General features: G+C 62.2%; 27 protein-coding genes. 9 read left to right on the top strand and 18 right to left on the bottom strand.

What is annotated here, in order from left to right; translation table 11 throughout:
• Positions 1–24: 24 nt before the first annotated feature.
• Together M1E16_RS21345 and M1E16_RS21340 are read right to left on the bottom strand one after the other, a co-directional pair.
• Complete coding sequence (locus M1E16_RS21345) at positions 25–1,596, bottom strand: AmpG family muropeptide MFS transporter (RefSeq protein ID WP_434572208.1); 1,572 nt, start codon at positions 1,594–1,596, stop codon at positions 25–27.
• 44 nt (positions 1,597–1,640) lie between these two features.
• Complete coding sequence (locus tag M1E16_RS21340; protein ID WP_434631171.1) at positions 1,641–2,003, bottom strand: MGMT family protein; 363 nt, start codon at positions 2,001–2,003, stop codon at positions 1,641–1,643.
• A gap of 146 nt (positions 2,004–2,149) precedes the next feature.
• On the opposite strand from M1E16_RS21340, the gene M1E16_RS21335 reads away from it, so the two are divergent.
• Complete coding sequence (locus tag M1E16_RS21335) at positions 2,150–3,157, top strand: DUF481 domain-containing protein (protein ID WP_458128315.1); 1,008 nt, start codon at positions 2,150–2,152, stop codon at positions 3,155–3,157.
• A gap of 194 nt (positions 3,158–3,351) precedes the next feature.
• On the opposite strand, the gene M1E16_RS21330 is transcribed toward M1E16_RS21335, so the two are convergent.
• Entirely contained in the window at positions 3,352–3,561 is a 210-nt protein-coding gene (locus M1E16_RS21330; protein WP_002554837.1) for a cold-shock protein, read from the bottom strand.
• A gap of 353 nt (positions 3,562–3,914) precedes the next feature.
• Here M1E16_RS21330 and dcd point away from each other — a divergent pair, with 353 nt between their 5' ends.
• Both dcd and M1E16_RS21320 read left to right on the top strand, forming a co-directional pair.
• Positions 3,915–4,481: a dCTP deaminase gene (dcd, locus tag M1E16_RS21325; protein ID WP_017126297.1), complete on the top strand. Its 567-nt coding sequence runs from the start codon at positions 3,915–3,917 to the stop codon at positions 4,479–4,481.
• 100 nt (positions 4,482–4,581) lie between these two features.
• The gene (locus M1E16_RS21320; RefSeq protein ID WP_305499193.1) at positions 4,582–4,788 is read left to right on the top strand and encodes a hypothetical protein; all 207 of its coding nucleotides are present in this window, start codon (positions 4,582–4,584) and stop codon (positions 4,786–4,788) included.
• A 38-nt stretch (positions 4,789–4,826) separates the two neighbouring features.
• Here M1E16_RS21320 and pdeM read toward each other — a convergent pair whose 3' ends face one another.
• The 10 genes from pdeM to M1E16_RS21270 all read right to left on the bottom strand — a co-directional run bounded on the left by pdeM (position 4,827) and on the right by M1E16_RS21270 (position 18,212).
• Complete coding sequence (pdeM, locus tag M1E16_RS21315) at positions 4,827–5,483, bottom strand: ligase-associated DNA damage response endonuclease PdeM (RefSeq protein WP_458128314.1); 657 nt, start codon at positions 5,481–5,483, stop codon at positions 4,827–4,829.
• A complete protein-coding gene (locus tag M1E16_RS21310; protein WP_458128313.1) occupies positions 5,483–7,969 on the bottom strand; it encodes a ligase-associated DNA damage response DEXH box helicase in 2,487 nt (828 codons plus the stop codon). Before M1E16_RS21310 ends, pdeM begins: the two co-directional genes overlap by 1 nt.
• A gap of 209 nt (positions 7,970–8,178) precedes the next feature.
• Positions 8,179–8,943: an ABC transporter ATP-binding protein gene (locus M1E16_RS21305; protein ID WP_434572213.1), complete on the bottom strand. Its 765-nt coding sequence runs from the start codon at positions 8,941–8,943 to the stop codon at positions 8,179–8,181.
• Positions 8,944–8,956: 13 nt separating this feature from the next.
• Positions 8,957–10,075 (bottom strand): succinylglutamate desuccinylase/aspartoacylase family protein, encoded by a 1,119-nt coding sequence (locus M1E16_RS21300; RefSeq protein ID WP_458128312.1) that lies wholly within the window; start codon positions 10,073–10,075, stop codon positions 8,957–8,959.
• A 28-nt stretch (positions 10,076–10,103) separates the two neighbouring features.
• Complete coding sequence (locus tag M1E16_RS21295; protein ID WP_434628821.1) at positions 10,104–10,814, bottom strand: ABC transporter permease; 711 nt, start codon at positions 10,812–10,814, stop codon at positions 10,104–10,106.
• A complete protein-coding gene (locus tag M1E16_RS21290) occupies positions 10,811–11,539 on the bottom strand; it encodes an ABC transporter permease (protein ID WP_458128311.1) in 729 nt (242 codons plus the stop codon). Before M1E16_RS21290 ends, M1E16_RS21295 begins: the two co-directional genes overlap by 4 nt.
• A gap of 57 nt (positions 11,540–11,596) precedes the next feature.
• Positions 11,597–12,379, bottom strand: a complete 783-nt coding sequence (locus M1E16_RS21285) for a transporter substrate-binding domain-containing protein (RefSeq protein ID WP_305499201.1) — start codon at positions 12,377–12,379, stop codon at positions 11,597–11,599.
• 341 nt (positions 12,380–12,720) lie between these two features.
• Complete coding sequence (locus tag M1E16_RS21280) at positions 12,721–14,409, bottom strand: ATP-dependent DNA ligase (RefSeq protein ID WP_458128310.1); 1,689 nt, start codon at positions 14,407–14,409, stop codon at positions 12,721–12,723.
• The gene (locus tag M1E16_RS21275) at positions 14,406–15,437 is read right to left on the bottom strand and encodes a ligase-associated DNA damage response exonuclease (RefSeq protein WP_458128309.1); all 1,032 of its coding nucleotides are present in this window, start codon (positions 15,435–15,437) and stop codon (positions 14,406–14,408) included. Before M1E16_RS21275 ends, M1E16_RS21280 begins: the two co-directional genes overlap by 4 nt.
• 324 nt (positions 15,438–15,761) lie before the next feature.
• Entirely contained in the window at positions 15,762–18,212 is a 2,451-nt protein-coding gene (locus tag M1E16_RS21270; RefSeq protein ID WP_458128308.1) for a penicillin acylase family protein, read from the bottom strand.
• 184 nt (positions 18,213–18,396) lie between these two features.
• Between M1E16_RS21270 and M1E16_RS21265 the strand changes: the two genes are divergently transcribed.
• Positions 18,397–18,954, top strand: coding sequence for a cysteine hydrolase family protein (locus M1E16_RS21265; protein ID WP_434656161.1), 558 nt, complete (start codon positions 18,397–18,399; stop codon positions 18,952–18,954).
• A gap of 139 nt (positions 18,955–19,093) precedes the next feature.
• Here M1E16_RS21265 and M1E16_RS21260 read toward each other — a convergent pair whose 3' ends face one another.
• The 4 genes from M1E16_RS21260 to M1E16_RS21245 form a co-directional block, all read right to left on the bottom strand.
• The gene (locus M1E16_RS21260; RefSeq protein ID WP_003198420.1) at positions 19,094–19,297 is read right to left on the bottom strand and encodes an SEC-C metal-binding domain-containing protein; all 204 of its coding nucleotides are present in this window, start codon (positions 19,295–19,297) and stop codon (positions 19,094–19,096) included.
• A gap of 5 nt (positions 19,298–19,302) precedes the next feature.
• Complete coding sequence (locus M1E16_RS21255; RefSeq protein ID WP_458128307.1) at positions 19,303–19,788, bottom strand: LEA type 2 family protein; 486 nt, start codon at positions 19,786–19,788, stop codon at positions 19,303–19,305.
• Between the two features lie 70 nt (positions 19,789–19,858).
• Positions 19,859–20,335, bottom strand: coding sequence for a YchJ family protein (locus M1E16_RS21250; protein WP_458130358.1), 477 nt, complete (start codon positions 20,333–20,335; stop codon positions 19,859–19,861).
• A gap of 14 nt (positions 20,336–20,349) precedes the next feature.
• Positions 20,350–20,847 carry a DUF6231 family protein gene (locus M1E16_RS21245; protein WP_434601665.1) on the bottom strand — a complete coding sequence of 166 codons (498 nt, stop codon included), beginning with the start codon at positions 20,845–20,847 and terminating at the stop codon, positions 20,350–20,352.
• A 192-nt stretch (positions 20,848–21,039) separates the two neighbouring features.
• Here M1E16_RS21245 and M1E16_RS21240 point away from each other — a divergent pair, with 192 nt between their 5' ends.
• From M1E16_RS21240 to M1E16_RS21225, 4 genes are all read left to right on the top strand, one after another.
• Entirely contained in the window at positions 21,040–21,741 is a 702-nt protein-coding gene (locus tag M1E16_RS21240) for an OmpA family protein (RefSeq protein ID WP_458128306.1), read from the top strand.
• Positions 21,742–21,831: 90 nt separating this feature from the next.
• Entirely contained in the window at positions 21,832–22,557 is a 726-nt protein-coding gene (locus M1E16_RS21235) for an OmpA family protein (RefSeq protein WP_434696993.1), read from the top strand.
• Positions 22,558–22,702: 145 nt separating this feature from the next.
• A complete protein-coding gene (locus tag M1E16_RS21230; protein ID WP_458128305.1) occupies positions 22,703–22,975 on the top strand; it encodes a DUF1145 domain-containing protein in 273 nt (90 codons plus the stop codon).
• Positions 22,968–23,726 carry a collagen-like protein gene (locus M1E16_RS21225; protein ID WP_434696996.1) on the top strand — a complete coding sequence of 253 codons (759 nt, stop codon included), beginning with the start codon at positions 22,968–22,970 and terminating at the stop codon, positions 23,724–23,726. The genes M1E16_RS21230 and M1E16_RS21225 overlap by 8 nt, the downstream gene beginning before the upstream one ends.
• Before the next feature lie 40 nt (positions 23,727–23,766).
• Here the strand turns inward: M1E16_RS21225 and M1E16_RS21220 are convergent, their stop codons facing one another.
• Positions 23,767–24,231 (bottom strand): CopD family protein, encoded by a 465-nt coding sequence (locus M1E16_RS21220; protein ID WP_305499219.1) that lies wholly within the window; start codon positions 24,229–24,231, stop codon positions 23,767–23,769.
• 99 nt (positions 24,232–24,330) lie between these two features.
• Here M1E16_RS21220 and dinG point away from each other — a divergent pair, with 99 nt between their 5' ends.
• Entirely contained in the window at positions 24,331–26,475 is a 2,145-nt protein-coding gene (gene dinG / locus M1E16_RS21215; RefSeq protein WP_434601660.1) for an ATP-dependent DNA helicase DinG, read from the top strand.
• Positions 26,476–26,587 lie beyond the last annotated feature (112 nt).

The raw sequence follows: 26,587 nt of genomic DNA, 5'->3' as shown, positions 1-26,587 counted from the left end.
TTCGTCGGCGCCTGTTGAGATTTCCTACAGCTCTTGAGCGGGCCGGGTCGGCGGCGATTCCGACTCTGGCGCCGATTCAGGCGTCGAGCCCTCTCGGCGATTTTCCTGATACCAGTGCAAGGCGATCAGCAGCAAGGTCGGAACGCCGAGCAACGCGGTGATCAGGAAGAAATCGTGATAGCCGAATTTTTCCACCATGACCCCTGAGTACCCGCCGATCAGGCGCGGCAACAAGAGCATGATCGAGCTGAGCAGGGCGTATTGGGTCGCGGAGAATTTCAGGTTGGTCAGGCTCGACAGATAGGCGACGAACGCAGAGGTGGCCAGGCCGGAGCTGAAGTTGTCGAGGGAGATCGTGACGATCAGCATCTTCAGGTTGGCACCCATGTCCGTCAGCATCAGGAACAGGATGTTGGTGGCGGCCGACGACACGCCGCCGATGAACAGGATTGGCAGGATGCCGAAACGCACGATCAGCAGCCCGCCCATGCCGGCGCCGACAAGGGTCATGATCAGCCCGAAGATCTTGCTGACGCTGGCGATCTGGTCCTTGGTGAAACCCTGGTCGATATAAAAAACGTTGGCCATGACGCCCATGACCGTGTCGGACATCCGATAGGTCGCGATCAGGCCGAGCAGCAGCAGGGCCTGCCAGCGGTAGCGCAGGATGAAATCGTTGACCGGCGTCAGCACCGGCGCCAGGCCGCGACGCCCCATGGACGACAGGCACAGGGCGGTCAGGATGATATAGAGGATGGCGCGCAGGAAGGCGCGGTCCTGGAGCAGCAGGTCGAGCAGGCTGACGCCTTCGAACAGCACGCTGGCAAAGTCGGTGTTGTAGAGCTGGGTGAACATCGCCGGGACCGACACCAGCAGCACGATCAATACGAATACCGAAGCCAACTGATGAACGAAGGTATAGCGGCCGGCCTGCAATTGAGTACGCAACGGTACTGGCGGCTCGCGCATGAACAGCGAGGTCAGCAGCGCCGGGACCATCAGTACGCCAAACAGCAGGTACGTACCGGCCCAGGCCGAATGCTTGTAGCTGAACCCGGTGGAGCCGAACCCTTCGGCGAAAAACAGCGCGCCGGCGGTAGCCAGCAAGGCGGCAACCCGGTAGCCGGACATATAGCTGGCAGCCAGGGCGGCCTGGCGGGTGTCGTCGGCGATTTCCAATCGGTAGGCATCGACGGCGATGTCCTGGGTGGCCGAGGCGAAGGCCACGATGACGGCAATCGCGATCAGCCAGGACAAGTGTTTTTGTGGGTCACAGAAACCCATGCCGACCAGGCCGAGGATCACCAAGGCCTGGGAGAGCACCAGCCACGAGCGTCGACGTCCCAGTTTGCCGAGCAATGGCAGGCGCCATTGGTCGAGAAGAGGCGACCAGACCCATTTGAAGGCATAGGCCAGGCCGATCAGGCTTGCATAACCAATGGTTTCGCGGGCCACGCCGGCCTCGCGCAACCAGACCGACAGCGTGGAAAACACCAGCATGTAAGGCAGGCCGGCGGCGAAGCCAAGCAGCAACAGCACGAGCGTCGAAGGACTGGCATAGGCGGCAAGGGCGGCGCGCCAGGTTTTACGGGGCATGGGCTGGAGTCTGCCTCAAAAATTGCGAAAACAAAGCGCGCACTCTAACCGCTGTGCTCTACCGGGCGCCAGCCATGACGCTGAATATCAACACGATTATTCAGGACACTGATCCCTTCCATGCGCAGGCGTGCGCGCTGTTCGTCCCCCGAGGCGCTGCCTGCCGGCAGGCTGATCCGACCACCGGCACCGAGGACTCGATGCCACGGCAGCTTCGTGTCGTTCGGCAGCTGGCTGAGCGTTCGTCCGACCCAGCGCGCGGCGCGGCCCAGACCCGCCATTTCGGCGAGCTGACCATAGGTGACGACCTGGCCGGCCGGCACTTGGGCCAGGGTCAGGTAAAGCGTGGTGCGGCGGATCTGGGCGGCGTTCTCGGGGGCCGCTGGGGTGTCGGTCACGTGGAGGATTCCTGGAAATGTCCGTCTGTAGATTAGTGCCTGCCGGGCCAATTGATAAATGAACTCATCATCCTTATGCAGGTCAGTCGTTGCTGAGGTGTCATCCTGGGGGATAATGCCGCCTTTTCCTCGCAAACTTGAGCCCATTATCGCTTATGTTGTCCAGAACCCTGTTGTGCCTAGCTGTTACCAGTGCCTCCATGCCTTTGCTTGCCGATACCGTCTGGTTGAAGAACGGCGACAAGCTCAGTGGCAAGATAACCGTTTTCGACGGCGGCAAATTGTTGATCCAGACCGATTACGCGGGCGCGATCCCGATTGATTGGAAGCAGGTCAAGACGCTTGAAAGCGACCAGCAACTGCTGGTCAAGCAGGATGCCTACACCGGCGAAAAAGCCAAGGCGTTGCAGGCGGCCGAGGATGGCAAGGTGACCCTGGCCAACGGTGATGCGCCCAAGACCGTCGAGCTGGCAAGCATCCAGCAGATCCTCAAGCCCAAGCCGGTGGTCGAGGATCTGGTGTGGAAAGGCAATGTCGACGCCGCACTGGATTACCAGCGCGCGGAAGCCGATACCGACGATTACGACATCGACTTCAAGACCTCGGCGCGCCACGGCAGATGGCGGCACACCGCCGAAGGCGAATACAACCGCGAATTTCAGGATGATGTGGTGTCGGCTGACAACTGGCGGCTGGAGTATTCCCTCGACCGCTTCCTCACGGAAAAATGGTTTTGGCAAGGTCGCCTGAACTACAAGCGTGACAAGGTCGAAGACCTGGCACGCCAGCGCGTGGTCGGTACTGGTCCGGGTTATCAGTTCTGGGACGACGAACTGGGCGCTTTCTCCCTGGGTTCGCTGCTCAACCGCACCGACTATGAATACCGCGACGGCGGCAAGGACAACTTCTATTCCGTGGCGATGAAGTGGGACTACAACCGTTACCTGATCGGCAAGCGCGTCGAGCTGTTCACCAATGGCGAAGTGGGCAAGCCGCTGTCAGGCGTGGCCGAATACGCCTATGACGCGGAGATCGGGTTGCGCTACAAGGTCACTGACTGGGCGTCGCTCAATCTCAAGGCCGAGAAGGACGTCATCGAAGGGACCGAAGACAGCGACCTGAGCAAGACGCGCTACACCGCCGGGTTTGGCGTGACCTGGTAACCCGCGGTAACCACCACCAGACCCTGTGGGAGCGAGCCTGCTCGCGAAAGCGGTACACCAGTTGTCACAGATGCAATTGGTCCGTCGCTTTCGCGAGCAGGCTCGCTCCCACACTGGTTTCGGTTTCCAAAAACACCCAGGCACAAAAAAGCCCCGCTTTTGAGGGCGGGGCTTCTTACTAAAGCAAGGACAAGTTAGATAACTTGAACTTCTTCAGCTTGCATGCCTTTCTGACCGCGGGTAGCGATGAAAGAAACCTGTTGGCCTTCTTTCAGGCTTTTGAAGCCGTCGGATTGGATAGCTTTGAAGTGAACGAACAGATCGTCACCGGATTGTGGGGTGATGAAGCCGAAGCCTTTTTCATCGTTGAACCACTTAACGGTACCGGTTTGGCGATTAGACATGGTGTAACTCCTTGAACAAAGATAACTGCGACTCAGGAAGAACCCTGGCCGAGACTGAGTGCAAAGAGCAGGAAAAATTCTTGTAGATGGTTGGATCGAAATTCAACATATCGTGTAGAGATTCTCAGTGACACAAGCAACACAGTGACGCCACCTTACCCCTTTTTCCGAAACGTGCCAATGGTCTTTGCGAAGGTTTCTCGGTTTTAATGACTGACGGCAATGGCGATAGCCGTCAGAGCCCGGAAATCAAGGCGGATCGGCGAGAGTTGCGTCTCGCACTTTGAACCCGCCCCGCGGCCCGGTAAGATGCCGGACAGTTTTTTCCACCTCGCTATTTCAGGAAACCCGCCATGAGCATCAAATCGGACAAGTGGATTCGCCGCATGGCGCAAGAGCACGGCATGATCGAGCCCTTCGTAGAGCGCCAGATGCGTGGCGAAGGCGCCGACCGGCTGATTTCCTTCGGCGTTTCCAGCTACGGCTACGACGTGCGCTGCGCCGATGAATTCAAGGTGTTCACCAACATCAATTCGGCCACCGTCGACCCGAAGAATTTCGATGAGAAGAGCTTCGTCGACATCAAGAGCGACGTTTGCATCATTCCGCCGAACTCTTTCGCCCTGGCCCGCACCGTCGAGTACTTCCGCATCCCGCGCAACGTGCTGACCATCTGCCTGGGTAAAAGCACCTACGCCCGCTGCGGCATCATCGTCAACGTGACACCTCTGGAACCTGAATGGGAAGGCCACGTGACCCTGGAGTTTTCCAACACCACGACCCTGCCGGCGAAGATCTACGCCAACGAGGGCGTGGCGCAGATGTTGTTCCTTGAGTCCGATGAGGAATGTGAAGTTTCCTACAAGGACCGTGGCGGTAAATACCAGGGCCAGCGCGGTGTGACACTGCCGCGTACCTGATTCTGACGAGCTGTTGGAATTCCTGAGCGGGCAGGCACTCTATTGGGTGTACTGCCCGTTTTTGCGTCTGCGCAACGGGCCTTCGCTCAGGAGTTGCTCTATGAAGATCGATCCGCGAATCAGTGCCGAACTGGCAAGGCTTGAGCCCAATCAGATCGGCGTCCTGGCTTGGTCATTACTGGCCCACCCTGCTGAAGCGGCGGGCGGCATCCCTGGCCAGCCCGACCCCGATACCCCTAACGAACAGCCTACCGAACCCGGCGAACCGACTCTTCCGGACGAACCGCCTCCCGCGCCCGTAGCCTGATCAGCCAATGGCCCCTCAGTTGTCGAAGCCTGATCGCTTCAACTGACGGGCCATATTTCGTTGTCGCCCACCACGAAGATCTTGCAGTCGTTGTCCTGATCGACCCGATAGCCTCCCGTGAAGGCACCGAAGGCCGGTAGCAGGCTGATCTCGCTACCGAGGCGGAAACATGGCAGGCGCAGGCGTTGACGCCCCTTGCCGCTCAGGTGGTAGACCGGGTGTACGTGCCCGGCGAGCACGTGTCGACTTGGATGCGGGGTAGGCTCGTGTTGCACGGCGAAAGGGCCCAATAGCAACGGCTCGGGGACGACGCGGATATCGAGTGCCGCTGGCGGATCGCCGGCGCGCTTGTCGTGATTGCCGCGGATCAGCGTGATGGCTAGTTTGCGTTGCCGTTCACGCCAGTCGGCAAGGGCCTTCAAAGTGCCTGGGGCATGAGAACCGGGCCCATGCAGGAAGTCCCCGAGGAATATCAGCAGTCGGCACGGCAGGCTCGCCAGCAAGTCGTCAAGCATGGCGATGTTGTTCGCCGTGGTGCCGTGGGGTACCGGTTGGCCGAGGCTACGGTAGGCCGCGGCCTTGCCGAAATGCACATCGGCCACCATCAGGGTTTCCTGGGCCGGCCAGTACAGGGCTTTTTGCGGCAACAGCCAGAGCTCTTCGCCCGCAAGGTTGACGGGATACGGCGCGGGCATCAGGCGCTTCCTCGATCAGCGGTTTTTTCCAGTTCGCTGACCATGCGCCGGATGCGATCGGCGAGCTTTTCCGAGCTCATGCTTTCGCGGAATCGCTCCACCAGCAAGGGAAAGCCCAGCGGAGTAGGGCGTTTGATCAGGTGCAGGTCGAGTTTCAAGGTATCGAGGCGTTCCAAGGTCTGCTCCAGTCGGCGTATATCCAATTCTTCGCGCAAAACTTCCTCGCCGGCCTGGGCCAGCAGCAGGTTATCGGCGTCATATTGCTTGAACACTTGATAGAACAACCCGCTGGAAGCCTGCACTTGGCGGGTGCTCTTCGGTGCGCCGGGGTAGCCGGCGAATACCAGCCCGGCGATCCGGGCGATTTCGCGGAAGCGGCGCAGGGCCAGTTCTCCGGCGTTCAGGCTGGCGAGAACGTCGGCCAGCAAGCCATCGGTGCGCAACAGCGCCGGGTTCAGATGCGTTGACCAATCCAGTTCGGTGGCGCTGAGCAATTCCAGGCCGTAGTCATTGACCGCAATCGAGAACGTCACCGGTTGGCGCTGGCTGACGCGCCAGGCCAACAGGCTGGCCAGGCCCAGATGTACCTGGCGCCCGGCGAACGGATACAGGAACAGGTGCCAACCCTCCCGGGATTTGAGCGCTTCGGCCAGCAGCGTTCCCTGCGTCGGCAGGCCGGACCAACGCAGCTGCGTTGACAGCAGCGGCTGTACGGCTTGCATTTCCGGTCCGTCGAAACGGCCCTTGGCGGCTTCGCTCAAGCGCGCGACGACCGCGGCAGCGAGCTCGCTGGAAAGCGGCATGCGTCCGCCATTCCAGCGCGGCACGGCGGCTTTTTTCGCCTGGCTGCGGCGTACGTAAGCGGTCATGTCCTCGACCCGGACCAACTCCAGCAACCGCCCGGCGAACAGGAATCCATCGCCGGGGCGCAAGCGTGCGATGAAGCCTTCTTCCACGCTGCCCAGGGTCTTGCCGCCGCCGCCCTTGCTCCAGAATTTCAATTGCAGGCTGGCGTCACTGACGATAGTGCCGATGCTCATGCGGTGGCGCCGTGCCAGACGGGCGTCAGGCACGCGCCAGATCCCCTGTTCATCCGGTTCGACCCGCCGATAATCAGGGTAGGCGGTCAGCGACAGGCCGCCGTGGCGCACGAAAGCCAGCGCCCAGGCCCACTCGGCCGGGTTCAGGTCGCGGTAGGCCCAGGCGCCGCGTACCTCATCAAACAGCTCATCTGGAACAAAACCGCCACCCAGGGCCATGCTGACCAGATGCTGGACCAGTACATCCAAAGGCTTGTGGGGCGATTCACGCGGCTCGATTCGCCGCTGCGCCACGGCGTCCTGGGCGGCGGCGGCCTCGATCAGTTCCAGGCTGTGGGTTGGCACCAGGGTTATTCGCGAGGTCCGCCCCGGCGCATGGCCGGAGCGTCCGGCGCGTTGCATCAAGCGGGCGACGCCTTTCGCCGAACCAATCTGTAGCACGCGTTCCACGGGCAGGAAATCCACCCCCAGGTCGAGGCTGGACGTACACACGACTGCCTTGAGCTGGCCGTCCTTCAACGCCCGTTCCACCCAGTCGCGGGTGTCGCGGGACAGAGAACTATGGTGCAACGCGATGAGCCCGGCCCAATCCGGGCGCGCCTCAAGAATGGCCTGGTACCAGATTTCCGCTTGCGCGCGAGTATTGGTAAAGACCAGGCAACTGCTGCTGGTGTCGATTTCGGTGACCACCTGGGGCAACATTTTCAGGCCGATATGCCCCGCCCATGGAAACCGTTCGAGGGTTGGCGGCAACAGCGTATCGACCTGCAACGTCTTGGCATCGGCGCCCTGCACGCTGATCCCTTTGCCTTGTGGCATCAGTACCTGCTCGGCGTGGGCCTGGTTGCCCAGGGTCGCGGATACGCCCCAGACGATCAGGTCGGGGTGCCAGTAGCGCAAGCGAGCCAGGGCCAGTTGCAATTGCACGCCGCGCTTGTTGCCGAGCAATTCGTGCCACTCATCTACCACGACCATGCGCAGGGTCGACACGGCCGTTTGGGCATCAGCGCGGGCGAGCATCAGCGTCAGGCTTTCGGGCGTGGTGATCAGCGCCGTGGGCAAGCGCCGGCCTTGCCGGGCGCGTTCGCTGGCGCTGGTGTCACCGGTGCGCAGGCCTACGCTCCAGGGAATCTGCAGCGGATCGAGGGGCGCTTCGAGAGCCTTGCCGGTGTCGGCGGCCAGCGCGCGCATCGGCGTTATCCACAAGACCGTCAGCGGTTCGCTCGGCGGTTTGCGTTTACGAGGCTTGTCTGGTGGCGGCACGCTGCGGGCGAAACGGTTGAGTGCGGCAAACCACACGGCGTAGGTCTTGCCGGCGCCGGTATTGGCATGCAACAGCCCCGACTCGCCACGCTTGACCGCAGCCCATACCTGCTTTTGAAAGGTGAACGCCTTCCAGCCGCGGGCATCGAACCACTGTTTCGCGAAGTTGCTGGATGTCGCCATGCGTGCGGTGTGCGCCCTGAAAGTCCTTCTTCAGAGACCACGGCAGGAGATGAAAGGTTTTATGACCTGGTTGTGGCAGGCGCGCTGTTCTGGCGAGGGAGCTTGCTCCCGCTGGAGGCGCAGCCTCCCCAGCAGCTTGTCAGCCAAGGCCAGGGGGGCCGCTTCGCGGCCCAGCGGGAGCAAGCTCTCTCGCCACGGGTGGCGGGGGGTTATTTCAGATTGCCACTGAGGAACTGCTTGAGCCGTTCGCTCTTCGGGCTGCCCAGCACGTCTTCCGGCGCGCCTTCTTCTTCCACCAGGCCCTGGTGCAGAAACAGCACCTGATTGGACACCTTGCGGGCGAAGCTCATTTCGTGGGTCACCATGATCATGGTCCGGCCTTCTTCGGCCAGGCCTTGGATCACTTTTAATACTTCACCTACCAGTTCCGGGTCCAAGGCCGAGGTCGGTTCGTCAAACAGCATGACCTCAGGCTCCATGGCCAAGGCGCGGGCAATCGCCACGCGTTGTTGCTGACCACCGGACAGGAACGCCGGGTATTGCTCGGCAACACGTGCCGGCAGGCCGACCTTGTCGAGATAACGGCGGGCGCGATCCTCGGCTTCCTGCTTGCTGACGCCCAGCACCCGGCGCGGCGCCATGGTGATGTTTTCCAGGACGGTCATGTGGCTCCACAGGTTGAAGTGCTGGAACACCATGGCCAGGCGCGTGCGGATGCGTTGCAGCTCGTCGGCGTCGGCCACGCGCATGCCGTGGTGATCCTTGATCATCTGGATCGATTGGCCGTCCAGGCTCATGGCGCCGTCGTTGGGTTGTTCAAGGAAATTGATGCAGCGCAGGAAGGTGCTTTTGCCCGAGCCGCTCGCGCCGATCAGGCTGATCACGTCGCCGGTCCTGGCCTTGAGCGAAACCCCTTTGAGCACCTCATGGTGGCCATAGCTTTTGTGCAGGCCTTCGATGGTCAGTTTGTACATGGAACAGGCATCCTCAAGGCGAAAGTAGGTAGCCGCTGCGGTAGGCTTCGGTCCCGGCGACATGGGCGATGACCATGCCGGCGGTGGCCATGCGACGCAGCGAGCGGGCGTACAGCAGCCCGGCATTACGGCAATGAACGGGGGTGACGGTATCGTTGACCGGGTCGATGATTTCGGCGATCAGCTGTCCTGCCTCCAGGTACTCACCGGGTAGGGCGCTGTACACCAGCAGGCCGCCGACCGGTGTCGCCACCGGTTCGACGCCGGCCAGCGGCGTGGCCGGGTAGGGCAGGTCGGGCACCGGCACCGGCTCACCGTCAATGGCGCCGAAGTGGATCAGGTATTCGATCAGGGCCTGGCAGTCGAGACTCGCCAGGCCATGGTTGACGTCACCCTGGCCGCGCAATTCGACAGTTACCGAAAAGCTGCCCAGGGGAATTTCGAAGCGATCACCGAAACGCTCCTTGAGCTGCCACCAGAGCAGCGTGAAGCATTCGTCGAACGATTGGCCGCCCGAGTCAGTCGCCAACAGGCTGGCCTCGGCGCCGATGTAGCGCGCCAGCGGCTCGACCCGCGGCCAGGCCTCGGGCGTGGTGTAGAGATGGGCGACGGCTTCGAAATCGCAATGCAGGTCAAGCACCATGTCGGCATCACACGCCAGGCGTTGCAGGACCAGGCGCTGGGATTGCAGTTGGGTGCTGGCGGTCTGCCGACTCAGGGCGTCGCGCAGGCTGGTGCGGATCAGCATCAGGTTGTGCTGCGGGTCGTCGGTCAGCAGGCCTTCGATTTCGTTGCCGATCTCTTCGCTCAGGTCGACGAACCGGCGGTTGAAATTCTGCCCGCTCTCCAATTCGTAACGACCCAGGGGCACGTCCATCAGTACCTGTTCGAGGCCGATCGGGTTGGCGACCGGCACCAGCACGATTTCGTGCCGCAGGTGGCCCGAAGCCTCGAGTTCGGCCAGGCGCTGCTTGAGGTGCCAGGCGACCAGCATGCCGGGCAATTCATCGGCATGCAGGGACGACTGGATATAGATTTTGCCGACGGCTTTTTCCGGGCCGAAGTGAAAGCTGTGGATCTTGCGTGCGGTCCCCGGCAGCGGGGCCAGCAGGTCATGAATCTGGTGGCGCATTTACATGTATGTCCTGGGAACGGAAGCCTTAGTGGGTCGGCCCGAGAAAGGCCAGCCAGCGGCGTTCGGCGAGACGGAAGAGGCCCACCAGTGCAAACGTGACGGTCAGGTAGATCAACGCGGCGATCCCGAACGACTGGAACGTCAGGAAGGTGGCCGAGTTGGCGTCCCGGGCGACTTTCAACACGTCAGGAACGGTAGCGGTGAACGCCACGGTCGTCGAATGCAGCATCAATATCACTTCGTTGCTGTAGTACGGCAGCGAACGACGCAGCGCTGACGGCATGATCACGTACGTGTAGAGCTTCCAGCCGGTCAACCCGTAAGCCTTGGCCGCTTCGACTTCGCCGTGGTTCATGCTGCGAATCGCCCCGGCAAAGATCTCCGTGGTGTAGGCGCAGGTGTTCAACGCGAACGCCAGGATCGTGCAGTTCATCGCGTCGCGAAAGAAACTGTCGAGCACGGGTTGGGCACGCACCGCCTCGATGCTGTAGATGCCGGTGTAGCAGATCAGCAATTGGATATAGAGCGGCGTACCGCGAAACAGATAGGTGTAGAACTGCACCGGCCAGCGCACGTAGACCTTGGGTGAAACCCGGGCAATGGACAGCGGAATCGACACCACAAAGCCGATCAACAGCGCGGCGCTGAGCAGCCACAGGGTCATTGCCAGGCCGGTGATGTGGACGCCGTCGCTGTAGAGAAACGGTCGCCAGTATTCTTGCAGGAGTTCGATCATCGCACGGCCTCCCGGGCTCCGGCGGCGTAGCGGCGTTCAAGCCAGCGCAGGATAAAGTTGGATGCACTGGTGATCAGCAGATAGATGAGCGCCGCCAGCACCAGGAAATAAAACAGCTGGTAGGTGCTTTTGCCCGCATCCTGGGCGGCCTTGACCAGGTCGGCCAGGCCGATGATCGACACCAGGGCGGTGGCCTTGAGCATGACCATCCAGTTGTTGCCGATCCCCGGCAGGGCAAAGCGCATCATTTGTGGGAACACCACGTAACGGAAACGTTGGCCACGCTTGAGGCCATAAGCCGTGGCCGCTTCGACCTGCCCGCGAGGCACCGCGAGGATCGCGCCGCGAAAGGTTTCGGTGAAGTACGCACCGTAAATGAAGCCCAGGGTGATGACCCCGGCGCCGAACGGGTTGATCTCGATGTATTCCCATTCCATGAAATCGGTAAAAGACGTCAGCCAGGTTTGCAGGCTGTAGAAAATCAGCAGCATCAGCACCAGGTCGGGTACGCCGCGAATCAGCGTGGTGTAGAGCTGGGCCGGTATACGCAGCAGTTTGACGCTGGACAATTTGGCGCTGGCGCCGAGCAACCCGAGCAGGACGCTAAGCAGCAAGGACAGGGCCGACAGCTTGATGGTCATCCAGGTGCCTTGCATCAGCAGCGGGCCAAAGCCCTGCAGGCTGAGGGCCGAGAGCCCCAGACTTTGTAGGAATTGTTCGAACATGGACATTGCCTTTGGCAGGAAAAAAGCGCCCACCCGGTTCAGGGTGGGCGCCGCGCATTATTTGCCGCTGTACAGATTCAGATCGCCAAAGTGTTTTTTCTGGATCTCGGCGTATTTGCCGTCGTCGTGTAACGCTTTGATACCTTTATCCAAAAGCGCCTTCAGCTCTTTGTTACCTTTCTTGATACCGATGGCGGTCTTGGATGGCAGCAGTTCGCTGTCCACCGGCTGGCTGACTTCATAGCCTTCGCCTTTTGGCGATTTCAGGAAGCCCAGTTCGGCCTGAAGCATGTCCTGGATCGCGGCATCGAGGCGGCCCGAGGTCAGGTCGGCATAGACCTGGTCCTGGTTCTGGTAGGCCTGGGTCTTGACGCCGGCCTTGTCCAGCACGGCCTTGGCGTAGGCTTCCTGGATGGTGCCTTGCTCGTAGCCAACGGTCTTGCCCTTGAGCGAGGCAACGTCTGCGCTCAGGCCCGAGCCCTTCTTGAATACATAGGCCGTTGGGCCGGAGAACAACTCGCTGGAGAAATCGATAGCCTTTTCACGGGCCGGGGTAACGGTCATGGAGGAGATCACGCCGTCGAATTTATTGGCCTTGAGGCCCGGAATCATTCCGTCGAAATCGCTTTCGACCCATTTGCATTTGACCTTCAGTTCTTCACAGATCGCATTGCCCAGGTCGATGTCGAAACCCACCAGGCTGCCATCGGCGGCCTTGGATTCGAACGGGGCGTAGGACGGGTCGACACCAAAACGCAGTTCCTTGTATTCCTTGGCCGTGGCGACGCCGGCGGCCATGCACAACGCCAGTGCAGAAAGGGTCAGCAGTGCTTTTTTCATTATTGAGTCCCTAAAACCAATTTGAGCGCTTGTGGCGCGTAAGATTGTTACCGGTGAAGGTCTGAACGGTATGACGGCATAAAGGTAGCAATTTCCGAACCATAGTGCCGAACAAGTGTTTTAAAAGCACTGGCGGCGAGAGACGGAACGCAATGGTGCGCGGGGGTGAGCGTACATCAAAAAGCGCACCGGGATGGAGCGTGCGTTTGTCCGGTTTAGCTCTTCGTGGCGAGGGAGCTTGCTCCCGCTGGAGGCGCAGCCTCCCTCTGCGGTGCGTCCTTCAGAATCAGGGGGCGCTTCGCGCCCAGCGGGAGCAAGCTCCCTCGCCACGAGAGCGGGGTTTACTTGAGAAGATCCTGAAGCGTCGCCAGCGTGTCCGCCTCTTCGACGGTCTTGTCCTGGCGCCAGCGCAGCATCCGTGGGAAACGTACCGCGATCCCGCTCTTGTGGCGCTTGGACAAGGCAATGCCTTCGAAGCCCAGCTCGAAAACCAGGGTCGGGGTGACGCTGCTCACCGGGCCGAACTTTTCCACCGTGGTCCTGCGCACGATGCTGTCGACCTGGCGCATTTCTGCATCGGTCAGCCCTGAATAGGCCTTGGCGAAAGGCACCAGCGTGCGGTCGCGGCTGCCGGGCGGGTTGTCCCATACGGCGAAGGTGTAGTCGCTGTAGAGGCTGGCGCGCCGGCCGTGGCCGCGCTGGGCATAGATCAGCACCGCGTCGACACTGAACGGGTCGATCTTCCATTTCCACCACACGCCCATGTCCTTGGTCCGGCCGACGCCGTACAGCGCGTTGCGCGCCTTGAGCATCATGCCTTCGACGCCGAGGCTGCGGGACGCTTCGCGCTGGCGGGCAAGGTCGAACCAATCCTGGCCAGTGACGATGGGCGACGGCAACAGCACCGGACTGTGGCAGCGGGCAATCAGGGCCTCCAGTTGCTTGCGACGCTCGGCCTGGGGCCGGCTGCGCCAGTCCTCGCCTTGCCATTCCAGCAGGTCGTAGGCCATCACCACCACGGGGGCGTCTTCCAGCACCTTCTTGCTCAAGGTCTTGCGACCGATGCGCTGTTGCAACAGGGCGAAGGGTTGCACCGCCGGCTGCAGCGGCGCTTCCGGATCAAAGGCATCCTCGGTGATCGCCTGCGGGGCTTTCCAGACCACGATTTCGCCATCGATCACCGTGCCGTCGGGCAACGCCTGCGCCAGGCAATGCAATTCAGGAAAGCGCTCGGTCACCAGGTCCTCGCCCCGGGACCAGACCCACAAATGGCCGTCACGCTTGATCACCTGGGCGCGGATTCCGTCCCATTTCCACTCCACCTGCCAGTCGCTGGCCGGCCCCAACAAGGTGTCGAATTGCTCAATCGGTTGTGACAAGGCATGGGCCAGGAAAAACGGATAAGGCTGGCCGCCGCGCTGGGCATGTTCATCGGCGGATTCGCCGGCGATCAGCTTGAGGTAACTGGCCGCGGTCGGGCGATGGGACAGATCGGTGTAGCCCACCAGCCGTTGGGCCACCCGTTTGCTGTCGAGCCCGGCCATCGTTGCCAGCGCCCGGGTGACCAACAACTTGGACACCCCGACGCGGAAACTGCCGGTGATGAGCTTGATGCAGAGCATCAGGCTGGATCGGTCAAGTTCTGCCCACAGCGCCGGAAGCCGCTGCGCCAGTACCTCTGGCGACTCACCGCGCAACGGCAGGAGTTTTTCCTCGATCCACACCGCCAGGCCTTCATCGGAACTGTGGGGCGATTCGGGCAGTACCAGCGAAATGGTTTCGGCCAGGTCGCCCACTGCCTGGTAACTTTCTTCGAACAGCCAAAGAGACAGGCCGGACACCTGGACCGCCAGCTCGCGGAGGATTTTCACCGGTACCAACTGCCTGGGACGCCCGCCCGAGAGAAAATACACCGCCCAGGCGGCGTCCTCGGCTGGCGCCTTGCTGAAGTAATCCTGCATGGCCGCGAGCTTGGCGTTGCTTGAGGTGGTGGCGTCGAGTTCGGCGTACAGCTCGGCAAAAGCTTTCATGAGGCATCCTCGCCGCTGTCGCTCGCCACGGCGATGTCCTCTTCGTCATCGCCGTATTCCGTGGTGAAGCCCTGGGCGTCGAGGCCTTGTTCACAGAGATGACGCACCAGCACGGCCACCGATCCATGGGTGACCATGACCCGTTCGGCGCCGGTCTGTTCGATGGCCCAGAGCAGGCCGGGCCAGTCCGCGTGATCGGAAAGCACGAAGCCCCGATCCACGCCCCGTCGCCGACGGGTGCCACGCAAGCGCATCCAGCCGCTGGCGAAGGCGTCGCTGTAATCACCGAAACGCCGCATCCAGGTGCTGCCACCGGCGGAGGGCGGGGCGATGACCAGTGCCTGGCTCATGATCGGATCAGTCTTTTTCACATCGCCGGCATAGATCGTCGGCGGCAGGTGCACGCCGGCTTCGCGATAGACCCGGTTCAACGGCTCCACCGCGCCATGGGCGAGTATCGGTCCCAGGCTCGCGTCGATGCCGTGGAGGATTCGCTGGGCCTTGCCAAAGGAATAGCAGAACAACACGCTGGCCCGGCCGGCGGCGATGTTCCCCCGCCACCACTGATTGATCTCATCGAACACCTGCGCCTGGGGCTGCCAGCGATAGATCGGCAGGCCGAAGGTGGATTCGGTGATGAACGTATGACACTTCACCGGCTCGAACGGTGCGCAGGTGCCGTCGGGCTCGACTTTGTAATCGCCGGACGCGACCCACACCTCGCCTTGGTATTCCAACCGCACCTGGGCAGAACCCAACACATGGCCGGCGGGATGAAAGCTCAAGGTCACGCCATGGTGCAGCAGCCGTTCGCCGTAGGGCAGGGTTTGCAGATTGATGTCCTGGCCCAGCCGGGAGCGCAGGATGCCTTCGCCGGGTGCCGCTGCCAGGTAGTGCTGGTTGCCGCCGCGGGCGTGGTCGCCGTGGGCGTGGGTGATGACCGAGCGGTCCACCGGACGCCATGGGTCGATGTAGAAATCTCCCTGCGGACAATACAGGCCTTCGGGGCGGGAAATGACCAGATCCATGCGGTTACCGGGGCGATGGGCTTGTCCGGTAGAGGCGGGGACGGGGGGAGAAGTTCGATCGGTTTTCCTGGTGGGATGGGCTGACGCCATCGCGAGCAAGCTCGCTCCCACAGGTTAATTCGGTTCATTTAAGAAAGGATGCACTTGTGGCGAGGGAGCTTGCTCCCGCTCGGCTGCGAAGCAGTCGTGAACCGGCGGGTGCGGTGTGCCTGATGCTCCGCACATGGCAGGTTTTTGGGGCCGCTTCGCGGCCCAGCGGGAGCAAGCTCCCTCGCCACGGGATTGTCGATTGCCTTAAGTGAATAGCATTAGAGGCAGATCGGCCTATTTACCCGGAACCAAGGTCAAACGAGTCTTGCCATACGCCCGATCAAAATTCTGCGGTTGCAAGGGCAGGCTTTGATATTGACCCTTGAGCCACGGGTCCAGGCCGTTCAGATAGTTCGGGCTGGCCGGGTTGCCCGACTGGCCGGCGCCGCCCTGGATCGTCAATGGCTCAGGCTGGCTGAAATCAACGATAAAGCGCGTGGCCGGCGCCAGGGTCGTGTTGAAATCCTGGCCCCAGGCGAACGCGGCGGTATTGAGCGTGCTGTTATCGCCGCCGGCTGCCAGCGGGCCGCGTACGGTCTGGCCGCTGGCGTTTTTCCATTCCTGGCGGTGCAGCTTGCCCCACTGCCAGGCGCTGTGGTCAGTGCCCAGCAGACTGTCACCGGCGCTGACAGTCGCCGCGAGGCTGCGCGCCAGGATAACGGCCTTGTCTTCTTTTTGCGGCGTGCGCACATCGTCCCAGAACGGACTGTCCTCACGACCAAGCAAATGATCGGCCTGGGCCGAATAAGACAGCTGGCCGTTGGCGACCAGCGCTTTCCACGCCGGACTACCCTCGGGGCCCAGTTCATCCAGGAACGTCTGCTTCATGCTTTCTTGCAGGAACAACTCATAGATCGCTGCGTCGGCAGAAACCGGACTGAGCCTGCCATCGAACGCCATCAGGCGGGTATAGGCCTCGCGTGCCTTGGCGCGGTCCGCCACCGGCAGGGCTTCGATGGCTTGCTTGAGTGGCTGGGCCATGCCCGGGGCTTCGAAGACCTTTTTCAGCTTGGCGGCGAATGTCGTGGTCTGGTCGTATTGCATGGCGATCAGGCTGCGCGCGTCGTGCTTGCCTGCGCCGGCCAGTTCGGCCAGGCGCTCGCCACGTTCCGGCGCCGCCCAGGAGTTGGACAGTTGCATGCCGTAGCCATGGGGAATGACGCGCTGGTTGGCGGTGCCGAGCCAACCCTGCGCCGGATCCTGGTCGTAGGGGTGCAGCATCGGATCGGCGTAACCGTCCCAATCGTAACGGCTGTCCCAGCCCGGCGACGGCAACAGGCCTTCGCCCTCGCGGCGGTTCGGGTAGCGACCGGTGACCTGCCAGCCGATATTGCGGGCGTCGGCGAACACCATGTTCACTGCCAGGGCGCGGATCTCCCGGCTCGCGTCGGAGGCTTTCTCGACGTTCTGCGCGCGCGACAGATCGAAGAGCGCGTCCAGGGTCTTGTCGCCGGTGAAGCTCGGCAATTGCAGGGCCAGGCCCAGACCGTTGGCCATGGCCGGACCCTGGGCGCTGTTGAGCAACGGACCGTGGCGGGTTTCGTACACCGCTTCTCTGATCGACCGTTGGCCCTTGATGAAGTAGGTCTCGTTGCGCACGGTTGCCTGCTGCCACTTGCCGTTGGCTTCGTAGGACAGCCCGTTGCCCTGGCGTCGGATCTTTTCCAGGTACAGGTCCTGGTTGTCGCCGAGAACACTGGTCATGCTCCACGCGACGTTACCGTTGAAGCCCGCGAGGATCATCGGGATGCCCGCCACGGAAAGCCCGGCCGCCTGATATTTGGGCGCGCGAATCTGCACCGGGCTCCAGAGCGACGGCACGCCCAGCGGGCCATGGCTGTCGCCGGCCAACAGGCTCTTGCCGTTGCGGCTGCGCTGCGGGCCGATGGCCCAGTTACTCGAAGACGCTGCGCCCAGCAGGTTCAGGTTGGCCAACTCGGCGCTGGCCTTGCTGATTTCGTTCAAACCGGGAATCTGCCCATTGAGCCGGACGCCCTGCAGCTTCTCGGCTTCGGTCAAGGGCAATGGCTCGTCCGGGTAGGACGGGCTCAGCCAGGCCAGTTTATCGTTGGTTACGCTCTGGGCCAGCACCAGGGCGGCGACTTCTTCCGGCAGGTTCGCCGATTGGGTGAAGTTAAGCAGGCAGAACAGCAGCGCCGAATCTTCCGGTTTCCAATATTCGGGTTTGTAGCCGGTGGCGGCCAGGTCCGCCGGCAGCTTGTCGCGGTAGCGGAACAGGTAGGCGTTGACGCCTCGCGCATAGACTTCGAAAAAGCGCTTCAGGCGTGGCGAAGATGCCTTGTACAGCTCATCCGCGCTTTTCTTCAGGTTGACGGCGCGCATGTAGCGGTCGACGTCCAGCCGTTCGGCGCCGGACATTTCCGCCAGGCGGCCCTGGGCGAGCAGGCGCAGGGTGGTCATCTGCGTGATCCGGTCGCTGGCATGCACATAGCCGAGGGCAAACAGGGCGTCATGAAAGCTGTTGCTTTCGATCAGCGGCATGCCCAAGGCATTACGCCGGACCGAGACATTCTGCGCCAGCCCCTTGAGCGGTTGTACGCCGGTGGTGGGCGCGACCGTGTCCTGGGTATTCCAGGCCTGGCAACCGCTTAAAGCGAGCACGCTGGCCACTGCTGCGGCAACGCCGAGCTTGGGAAAGAAAGAAATCGAGGCTGGCGAGGCCATGGCAAAGCTCCTGCGGGAGGGGGTGGCACCAATAAAGGCGCTACGTTAGTGAGCAGGAGAAGGGCGCGCAAGCGGGCTTTGGGGTTATTTGATGTTTTGCGATGAAAGCCCGGGCCACCAGAGACTTGCTTGTAAGAGAAGGTGGTGCTCAAGTGTGGAAAAACCGACGACCGAGAGATCCGGAATGGAGCTACAGAAAAACGCGGCGCTGATCCTTATCGATCAGCAGAAAGGCATCCTCCATCCCAGGCTTGGCCCGCGCAACAACCCCGAGGCGGAGCTGCGCATGCTGGAATTGCTCGGATGCTGGCGAGAGTCGGCGCGGCCAATCATCCATGTCCATCATTTGTCCCGGTCCGAGGCGTCAGTCTTCTGGCCTGGACAATCAGGCGTGGAGGTTCAGGACCGGTTCAGGCCCATGGCTGGGGAAGGGCTGGTCCAGAAGCAGGTGCCCGATGCGTTTTGCGGCACGACCCTGGAAGCGGATTTGCGCAGTGCGGGGATCGGGCAACTGGTGATTGTCGGCGTGGCCACGAACAATTCGGTGGAGTCCACCGCGCGCACGGCTGGCAACCTGGGGTTCGATACGTGGGTAGCCGAGGATGCCTGTTACACCTTCGACAAGCCCGACTTCTTCGGTTATGCCCGTTCGGCTGCCGAGGTGCATGCGATGTCCCTGGGGAATCTGCATGGGGAGTATGCGACGGTGATCAGCGTGGAGCGGATTCTGGCGGCGGGCTGATAAACCGAGATGGATGTGCTGGCCTCTTCGCGAGCAGGCTCGCTCCCACAGGGAAAAATGGTGCACCGCAGCACCAGTGTGGGAGCGAGCCTGCTCGCGAAGGCGGCCTAGCAGGCGAAAATTTTTTTTGCCTGCTCCATCAAGCCCCGTGGCACTTCTTGAATTTCTTGCCATTGCCGCACGGGCAAGGGTCGTTGCGACCGACGTCTTTCAGGGCGTTGCGCACGGGTTCCTGATGGGCGTGGCCGCAGTTCGGGCCGTGGACATGGCCGTGATCATGATCGTGGTGATGATCATGATCGTGGTTGCAATCAGGGCCATGGACGTGGGGTTGTTGGGTCATCGGGGTTACTCCGCAATTAGATCGGCGGCGATTATCACGCCATTGCGCTCCAGGTGCACGTAGTCGGCGATGAATAAACCGGTTTCCAGCTCCCCCTCCAGACGATAGGGAATCTGTTGCCGGGGTTTCTTCAGCATTTTCACCAGTTCGCGCACCTGCGGCCACAGGTTGGTGCGGATCGGCACCTTGAAATAGGCGCTGTGTCCGGGGCGCACCGTAAACCAGTGTTCATGTTCTCCTTCGGTCAGCAGCAGGTCGTCCAGGTGGATCCGGTAGGTCAGGCCGCGTACGGTGAGGTCGTCTTCGCCGGGGTTGTCGACGCGAAAGTGCAACATGAACTTCTGCTCCAGCAACCGGGCCCGCACCACCTCCACCTTGACCAGATGCACCTGTGGTTCGGGTGCCTCTTCACCTCGCCAGGACGCACACCCCCCTAGCCCGACGAACAGCAGCAGGCAAGTGATGCGCAGCAATCGAGATGTCTGGGTCATGTCCGTGCCTCTGGTTTGTTTCCAGTCTAGCCCCCTTGGTCGGTGGACGAGCGTCGGACGTTTCCGAAAATCAACGAATGAAGTAACTGGCGCAGCACTTCTTGAATTTCTGCCCGCTACCGCACGGGCAGCTGTCGTTGCGTCCCGTCTTGACCGGCACGGTCGGATCAATGAAGTACCAGCGCCCGCTGTTCTGCACAAACGAAGATTGTTCGCGGTGGCTGTGTTCGCCGTGGCCGTCGTGCCAGCGTGCGGTGAAAGTGACGAAGGCATGTTCCGGCTGGCCGCCGAATACCTCGCTGCTCTCTACCTCCAAGCCCAGCCAGGTGCTGCCGGCGCTCCATTCGCTGATGGCCTGGCGGTCGAGGCCATCCTGCTGGGCGGGCAGGGTGGTGCTCACCAGATAATCCACCAGGCCCAGCACATAAGCGCTGTAGCGCGAGCGCATCAAGGCTTCGGCGCAGGGCGCCGGATGACCGTCGTGATAATGGCCGCAGCAGGCGTCCAACGGGTTGCCGCTGCCGCAGGGGCAAATGGTTGTATGCAGGCTAGTGTCCACAGCTACCACCAATATTTTCCAAAGTTTTCCGGGTTGGCCCAGAAACGTGAGTTGAGCCAGTCGGGGACCTGCTTGTATTCAAGCAGATCGTAGGTAAACAGGGTCAGCACCTGATCTTCGCGCTGAAAGCGTTCGCTGGCCTGCAGGGCCAGGGAGAAGAAGTCGGTTTCCTGCCAGCCGCAGGCGTTGAGGTCGGCCAGCACGGCAATCCGGCTGGCGTTGAGGTTGCGAATGCCGCCCAACAGGTTCAGACCGTCGCGCTTGGGCAAATGCTCCAGGCAATCGAGCGCAAGGGCCAGGTCGAAACGCCGCGCAGCCAGATCCGCCGGCAAGGGGCCGGGGGCAGCATGGACCACCTCGGTGTCGGGATGCGCCTGCTGGAATGCCTCGAGCGCGGGGAAGCTGCCGGCGCCGATCAGCAGCAGCTTTTGCGGGGCATAGCGGTCAAGCACGGCGGCCAGCGCCTGCTGGGGCGTGCGCGAAGAAATGGCAACGGTCATCGAAGTTCCTCAGTCAGAACCGCCACGATAGCGCGCGTGGACGCACGGGCCTAGAGCGGTTTGTCTTCGAACGCCGCGATCCGCCGTAAACAGGCGGCCAAAGCTGTGGTTGCGTCACGCTGGCGCAGAACCCGAGTCGGGTCTTTACTCCCCTGAATCGGCGCGAAGCCGATCCTTCAAGGAGAAAACCCGATGAGCATAGTTCGGACAGCGTTACCCCTGGTTCTGCTAACCAGTGTGTTGACTGGTTGCGCAGGTTTGCAAAAAACCGACTGGCCGATCTGTGCGGCCACCGGTGGTGTGGTCGGCGCAGGATTGGGCGCCATCGAAAGCAGTTCCTGGATCGGCCCGGGCGCACTGGTCGCCGGTACGGTGGCGGCAGGCTGGTGCTGGGCCCATGGCGATGGCGACGAGGACGGCGATGGCGTGCCGGACAGTCGTGACAAGTGCCCGGGCACGCCGAAGGGCGTGCAGGTCGATGCCGACGGCTGCCCACCACCGGCACCCGCACCGACACCGGTGGCTGAAGCGCCCGTGATGGTCCAGGAAGAAACGATCGTGGTCCGCGACGTGCATTTCGAATTCAACAAGGCCACCCTCACGCCGACGGACAAAGAAGTGCTGAGCACCATCGCGACCCGGCTGAAGCAGGAAACCTCCACCGCACAACTGCGAGTGACCGGGCACACCGACAGCGTCGGCAGCGATGCCTATAACCAGAAACTGTCGGAAAAACGCGCCAACTCGGTGGTTCAATACCTGGTCGAAAGCGGCGTGCCTCGCGCCAGTTTCGTCTCGGTGGCCGGCGCCGGGGAAAGCCAGCCGGTGGCGGATAACAAAACCGTCGATGGTCGCGCGATGAACCGTCGCACCGAAATCAAGATAAACCGCTGAACCCCTCGTTCTCCGCGGCTTGTACAGTCGCGGATGCGGGTCTTTACTCCTGTGTGACCGGTATGGGCCGGTGACACAGGAGCATTCACCATGAACGTTCTAATCAAGGCCGCCTTACCGCTACTGCTGGCAAGCAGCCTGCTGTCCGGTTGCGCCACTCACAGTGATGGCAGTGCCTCGCTCAATCAGCGTACCTGGCCGATCTGCAGCTTGATCGGCGGGCTTGTCGGCGGTGGTCTCGGGGCCATCGAAAGCGGTGGCTGGGCCGCCGGTGGCGCTGCGTTGGGGCTGCTGGGCGGTGGTTTGATCTGTTACGCCCAAGACGGCGACGAAGACGACGATGGTGTATTCGATCGTCGCGACCGTTGTCCCGATACACCGGCCAATACCCCCGTCGAACATCATGGCTGCCCGCTGCCGCAATACCCGGCCAGCACGCCACCGGCCGAGCCGGACATGCCCACCAGCGAAGTCATTACCCTGAACGACGCTGGCAAGGTGCTGTTCGATTTTGACAAATCCGACCTCACCGCCGCGGCCAGGAGCCAGCTCGATGAGCTGACGGCAAAACTGAGTCACGCCAACGTCGCCAGTATCCGCGTGGTGGGCCACACCGACAGTGTCGGTACCGAGGCGTATAACGAGGGCCTCTCGGAACGTCGGGCCGGCAGCGTGGTGGAGTATTTGCTGACCCAGGGCGTGGCCCCGGCAAAACTCACGAGTGAAGGCAAGGGCGAAAGCCAACCGGTGGCCGACAACGAGACTGATGAGGGACGGGCCCAGAACCGTCGGGTCGAATTGCATATCCAGCGTTAAACATCATCGCCCAAGCGGGCCAGAGCCGTCGGATCGCCAGGAAGGCGGTCCGCCGGGCCTGGATTAAATTTGCCGGGCCCTCTGGCATATCCTGCGCGCAAGCCGTTACTGTGCGCGCAAAGAATAATTCTCGAACGGGGGGCGTATGAAGGTGTTTTGGTGGCTGGGGCGCTTGCTGACCCTGCTGTTCTGGCTGGTGGTGCTGGTCAATCTGGTCATGCCGTTCGTCCATCCGCTGCATCTGTTGGTCAATCTGGCCGGGGTGTCGTTACTGGCGATCCATCTGCTCGAACTTTTATTGTTCAGGGCTCGGTTTCGTGGTCGTCCCGCTCCTGGCCGTGATCGCCTCAGGGTGCTGCTGTTCGGCATCTTTCACCTGCAAACCCTCCCGACCGCGCCAGAGGCCTCCCATGCGTAAACTGTGTCTGCTCGCATTACTCGTATGCCCGTGGGCCAGCGCTCAAGTGGTCCAGGTGGAAAGCCACTCGTTGATGCGCCTGCCCAACACCACCAGCACGCTTGCCTTGGAGCGATTGGACGTGGCCGACTACGGCACGCTGCTGGTGCCTTCGAACGTCACTGAGCTGTCTATCGGCCAATTGCACCTGGGGCGGGAGGCAAGGATCGCGATCGTACCGGCACAACAGGCGCTGGAGATGAAAGTCACCCAGGCCGAACTGGCTGAAGGCAGCCAGATCACCGCCCGTGGCGCGCCGGGAACCTATACCAAGGCGGCGCGCCCGGGGCGCAACCTCAATTTGCGCTTCGAGGCGTTGAACGCGCCGCTGCTGTCGGTGGATGCCCGTGGCGGTACCGGTGCGCCAGGTTACGTGGGGCTTGACGGCGCCAACGGCCAGGCACCGGGTTGCACTTGGGGTTCGGCCGGTCGCGGCGCCGACGGCAGCAACGGCGCGGATGGCCAGCCGGGCGCGGCCGGCGCGCTGGTTCGGCTGCAATTGCCCCGCGCTTATCCCGACGAACAGATCAAGGTAATGGTAGATGGCGGCGCTGGTGGCGCGGCGGGGCCTGGCGGCAAGCCTGGCGCGGGAGGCAAGGCCAAGGGCTGCCTGGTCTACACCGCCGACGGCGGCAAGAGCGGCCGTCCCGGTGCCGATGGCCAGCCAGGGCCTGCCGGCGCGGCGGGTGCGGTGACGGTGCAGCGGTTCTAGGCTGTCTCGAAACTGTCTTGAGGTGGGAGCGATGATATTTTCAGAACATCGGCCGAGCCGCGCCAATCGCCACCACCAGCAACCCGATCAACAGATTGATCCCCACCAGCCTGCGAATCTTCCCCAGCACCGCCGCACCCGTCGGCCAATCCTGCGCCGTCACAGCGTTACGCAATGCTGGCAGTTGCAGGCCCTGGATACGGATGAACAAAGCCGCCATCACCACATACAACCCCATCATTACCTGCACGTAACGCGGCGCGGTTTCAAAACCGGCGAAGCGCATGTGGATCAGCCCCACGCCGCTGATCGGCAAAAGCACCACGGCCACCCAGACCCAGACGAAAAAACGCTGAAACACTTCTACCCACAACTTGAGCCGGGCAGGGCCCTCAAGCGCCGTGATTGCGGCGGGTCGCAGGATCATCCAGGCGAAAAACATACCGCCAACCCAGACCAGGGCCGCCAGCAAATGCAGGGTGTAGACGAGGGCAAAGGGTGTCATTGGGTCACTCCGTTCTGCGCAGGATTAATTAGCGGGGTATGATAGCCGCCGATCCGAACCACTGAAAATTTATCCAGCGTTTTTTGCGCCCGACCATTCATGATCAGCACCGAACTCAAAACCACGATCCAGGGCGCCTATTCGCGTTTTCTCGAAGCCAAGAGCCTCAAGCCGCGATATGGCCAGCGCCTGATGATTGCCGAAGTGGCAAAAGTCCTGGGTGACATCGACACCGACGACGAAGGCCGGCGCAGCGGCGAGCCTGCCGTCGTCGCGGTGGAGGCCGGCACCGGTACCGGCAAGACCGTGGCCTACAGCCTGGCGGCGATCCCCACCGCCAAGGCCGCCGGCAAGCGCCTGGTGATCGCCACGGCCACCGTCGCCCTGCAGGAACAGATCGTCTACAAGGACCTTCCCGACCTGATGCGCAACAGCGGGCTGAATTTCAGTTTCGCGCTGGCCAAGGGTCGTGGGCGCTACATGTGCCTGTCCAAACTCGACATGCTGTTGCAGGAAGGCCACGCGCAGACCGCCACCGCCCAGCTGTTCGAGGAAGAAGGTTTCAAGATCGAGGTCGACGAGGCCAGCCAGAAGCTGTTCACCAGCATGATCGAAAAGCTCGCCGGCAATAAGTGGGACGGCGACCGCGACAGCTGGTCCACTGCCCTGGAAGACGCTGACTGGTCGCGCCTGACCACCGACCACAGCCAATGCACCAATCGCCATTGCCCGAACTTCGGCCAGTGCGCTTTCTACAAGGCTCGCGAAGGCATGGGCAAGGTCGACGTGATCGTCACCAACCACGATATGGTCCTGGCCGACCTGGCCTTGGGCGGCGGCGCCGTGCTGCCGGACCCGCGCGACACGATCTATGTGTTCGACGAAGGTCATCACCTGCCGGACAAGGCCATCGGCCATTTCGCCCATTACACCCGGCTGCGCTCAACCGCCGACTGGCTGGAAACCACTGCCAAGAACCTCACCAAATTGCTCGCCCAGCATCCGTTGCCCGGCGACCTGGGCAAGTTCATCGAGCAGGTGCCGGAGCTGGCGCGGGAGATCAAGACGAACCAGCAGTTCATGTTCACCGCCTGCGAGCAGGTGGCCGACTTCAAGCCCGGCGAAGATGTCGAGGGCCGCGAGCGGCCACGCCATCGGTTTGTCGGCGGGGTGATCCCCGAGCATATGCGCGAGATGGGCATCGAACTCAAGAAGGGCTTCGCGCGCCTGACCGACCTGTTCACGCGCCTGACCGATCTGCTCAAGGAAGGCATGGATGGCGAGGTCAATATCGGCATCGCCAGCAACCAGGCCGAGGAGTGGTATCCATTGTTCGGCAGCTTGCTGTCCCGCTCCCAGGGTAACTGGGAGCTGTGGACCGCGTTCACCACCGAAGACCCGGAAGACAATCCGCCGATGGCGCGTTGGCTGACGCTGGCCGAGAGCGGCTCGCTGTTCGACATCGAGGTCAATGCCAGTCCGATCCTGGCGGCGGACATGCTGCGGCGCAACCTGTGGAACGTCGCCTACGGCGCGCTGGTAACCTCCGCCACGCTGACGGCCCTGGGCACTTTCGACCGTTTCCGCATGCGCGCCGGCCTGCCGAAAAAAGCCGTGACCGCCGTGGTCCCGAGCCCCTTCCACCATGCCGACGCCGGCGTGCTACGCGTGCCGGACCTCAAGGCCGATCCGCGCGATGCCGCCGCCCACACTGCCGCGATCATTCGCGAGCTGCCTGCGCTGGTGGAAGGTTCGCGCGGCACCCTGGTGCTGTTTTCCTCGCGCAAACAGATGCAGGACGTCTTTGACGGCCTCGATCGTGACTGGCGCAAGCAGGTGTTCATCCAGGGCAACCTGTCGAAGCAGGAAACCTTGAACAAGCACAAGGCCCGGGTCGATGGCGGCGATTCCAGCGTGCTGTTCGGCCTGGCGAGCTTTGCCGAAGGCGTCGATTTGCCGGGGGCCTATTGCGAACACGTGGTGATCGCGAAGATTCCATTCTCGGTGCCGGACGATCCGGTGGAAGCCGCGTTGGCCGAATGGATCGAAGCCCGTGGCGGCAACCCCTTCATGGAGATTTCCGTGCCGGATGCCTCGCTGAAGCTGGTCCAGGCCTGTGGCCGCTTGCTGCGTACCGAGGAAGACCGCGGCACCATCACCCTGCTCGATCGCCGGCTGGTGACTCAACGCTACGGCAAGGCGATCCTCAACGCGCTGCCGCCGTTTCGGCGGGAGATTTCCTAGACGTCTGGCGAGGGGGCTTGCGTGGCGAGGGAGCTTGCTCCCGCTGGGTTGCGCAGCAGCCCCAAAACCTGACGCGGTGGTGTATCAGGCCAAACGCGTTGAATTTTCCAAG

The sequence above is a fragment of the Pseudomonas sp. Z2-11 genome, assembly GCF_054161305.1.
The sequence above is the reverse complement of the archived record's forward strand: the minus strand, read 5'-3'. Positions and strand labels throughout refer to the sequence as shown.

Bases quoted from the DNA above. Each gene is read 5' to 3' on its own strand.
- M1E16_RS21345 (WP_434572208.1), bottom strand. From the start codon at position 1,596: ATGCCCCGTAAAACCTGGCGCGCCGCCCTTGCCGCCTATGCCAGTCCT.
- M1E16_RS21335 (WP_458128315.1), top strand. From the start codon at position 2,150: ATGTTGTCCAGAACCCTGTTGTGCCTAGCTGTTACCAGTGCCTCCATG.
- M1E16_RS21330 (WP_002554837.1), bottom strand. From the start codon at position 3,561: ATGTCTAATCGCCAAACCGGTACCGTTAAGTGGTTCAACGATGAAAAA.
- dcd (WP_017126297.1), top strand. From the start codon at position 3,915: ATGAGCATCAAATCGGACAAGTGGATTCGCCGCATGGCGCAAGAGCAC.
- M1E16_RS21320 (WP_305499193.1), top strand. From the start codon at position 4,582: ATGAAGATCGATCCGCGAATCAGTGCCGAACTGGCAAGGCTTGAGCCC.
- pdeM (WP_458128314.1), bottom strand. From the start codon at position 5,483: ATGCCCGCGCCGTATCCCGTCAACCTTGCGGGCGAAGAGCTCTGGCTG.
- M1E16_RS21310 (WP_458128313.1), bottom strand. From the start codon at position 7,969: ATGGCGACATCCAGCAACTTCGCGAAACAGTGGTTCGATGCCCGCGGC.
- M1E16_RS21305 (WP_434572213.1), bottom strand. From the start codon at position 8,943: ATGTACAAACTGACCATCGAAGGCCTGCACAAAAGCTATGGCCACCAT.
- M1E16_RS21300 (WP_458128312.1), bottom strand. From the start codon at position 10,075: ATGCGCCACCAGATTCATGACCTGCTGGCCCCGCTGCCGGGGACCGCA.
- M1E16_RS21295 (WP_434628821.1), bottom strand. From the start codon at position 10,814: ATGATCGAACTCCTGCAAGAATACTGGCGACCGTTTCTCTACAGCGAC.
- M1E16_RS21290 (WP_458128311.1), bottom strand. From the start codon at position 11,539: ATGTTCGAACAATTCCTACAAAGTCTGGGGCTCTCGGCCCTCAGCCTG.
- M1E16_RS21285 (WP_305499201.1), bottom strand. From the start codon at position 12,379: ATGAAAAAAGCACTGCTGACCCTTTCTGCACTGGCGTTGTGCATGGCC.
- M1E16_RS21280 (WP_458128310.1), bottom strand. From the start codon at position 14,409: ATGAAAGCTTTTGCCGAGCTGTACGCCGAACTCGACGCCACCACCTCA.
- M1E16_RS21275 (WP_458128309.1), bottom strand. From the start codon at position 15,437: ATGGATCTGGTCATTTCCCGCCCCGAAGGCCTGTATTGTCCGCAGGGA.
- M1E16_RS21270 (WP_458128308.1), bottom strand. From the start codon at position 18,212: ATGGCCTCGCCAGCCTCGATTTCTTTCTTTCCCAAGCTCGGCGTTGCC.
- M1E16_RS21265 (WP_434656161.1), top strand. From the start codon at position 18,397: ATGGAGCTACAGAAAAACGCGGCGCTGATCCTTATCGATCAGCAGAAA.
- M1E16_RS21260 (WP_003198420.1), bottom strand. From the start codon at position 19,297: ATGACCCAACAACCCCACGTCCATGGCCCTGATTGCAACCACGATCAT.
- M1E16_RS21255 (WP_458128307.1), bottom strand. From the start codon at position 19,788: ATGACCCAGACATCTCGATTGCTGCGCATCACTTGCCTGCTGCTGTTC.
- M1E16_RS21245 (WP_434601665.1), bottom strand. From the start codon at position 20,847: ATGACCGTTGCCATTTCTTCGCGCACGCCCCAGCAGGCGCTGGCCGCC.
- M1E16_RS21240 (WP_458128306.1), top strand. From the start codon at position 21,040: ATGAGCATAGTTCGGACAGCGTTACCCCTGGTTCTGCTAACCAGTGTG.
- M1E16_RS21235 (WP_434696993.1), top strand. From the start codon at position 21,832: ATGAACGTTCTAATCAAGGCCGCCTTACCGCTACTGCTGGCAAGCAGC.
- M1E16_RS21230 (WP_458128305.1), top strand. From the start codon at position 22,703: ATGAAGGTGTTTTGGTGGCTGGGGCGCTTGCTGACCCTGCTGTTCTGG.
- M1E16_RS21225 (WP_434696996.1), top strand. From the start codon at position 22,968: ATGCGTAAACTGTGTCTGCTCGCATTACTCGTATGCCCGTGGGCCAGC.
- M1E16_RS21220 (WP_305499219.1), bottom strand. From the start codon at position 24,231: ATGACACCCTTTGCCCTCGTCTACACCCTGCATTTGCTGGCGGCCCTG.
- dinG (WP_434601660.1), top strand. From the start codon at position 24,331: ATGATCAGCACCGAACTCAAAACCACGATCCAGGGCGCCTATTCGCGT.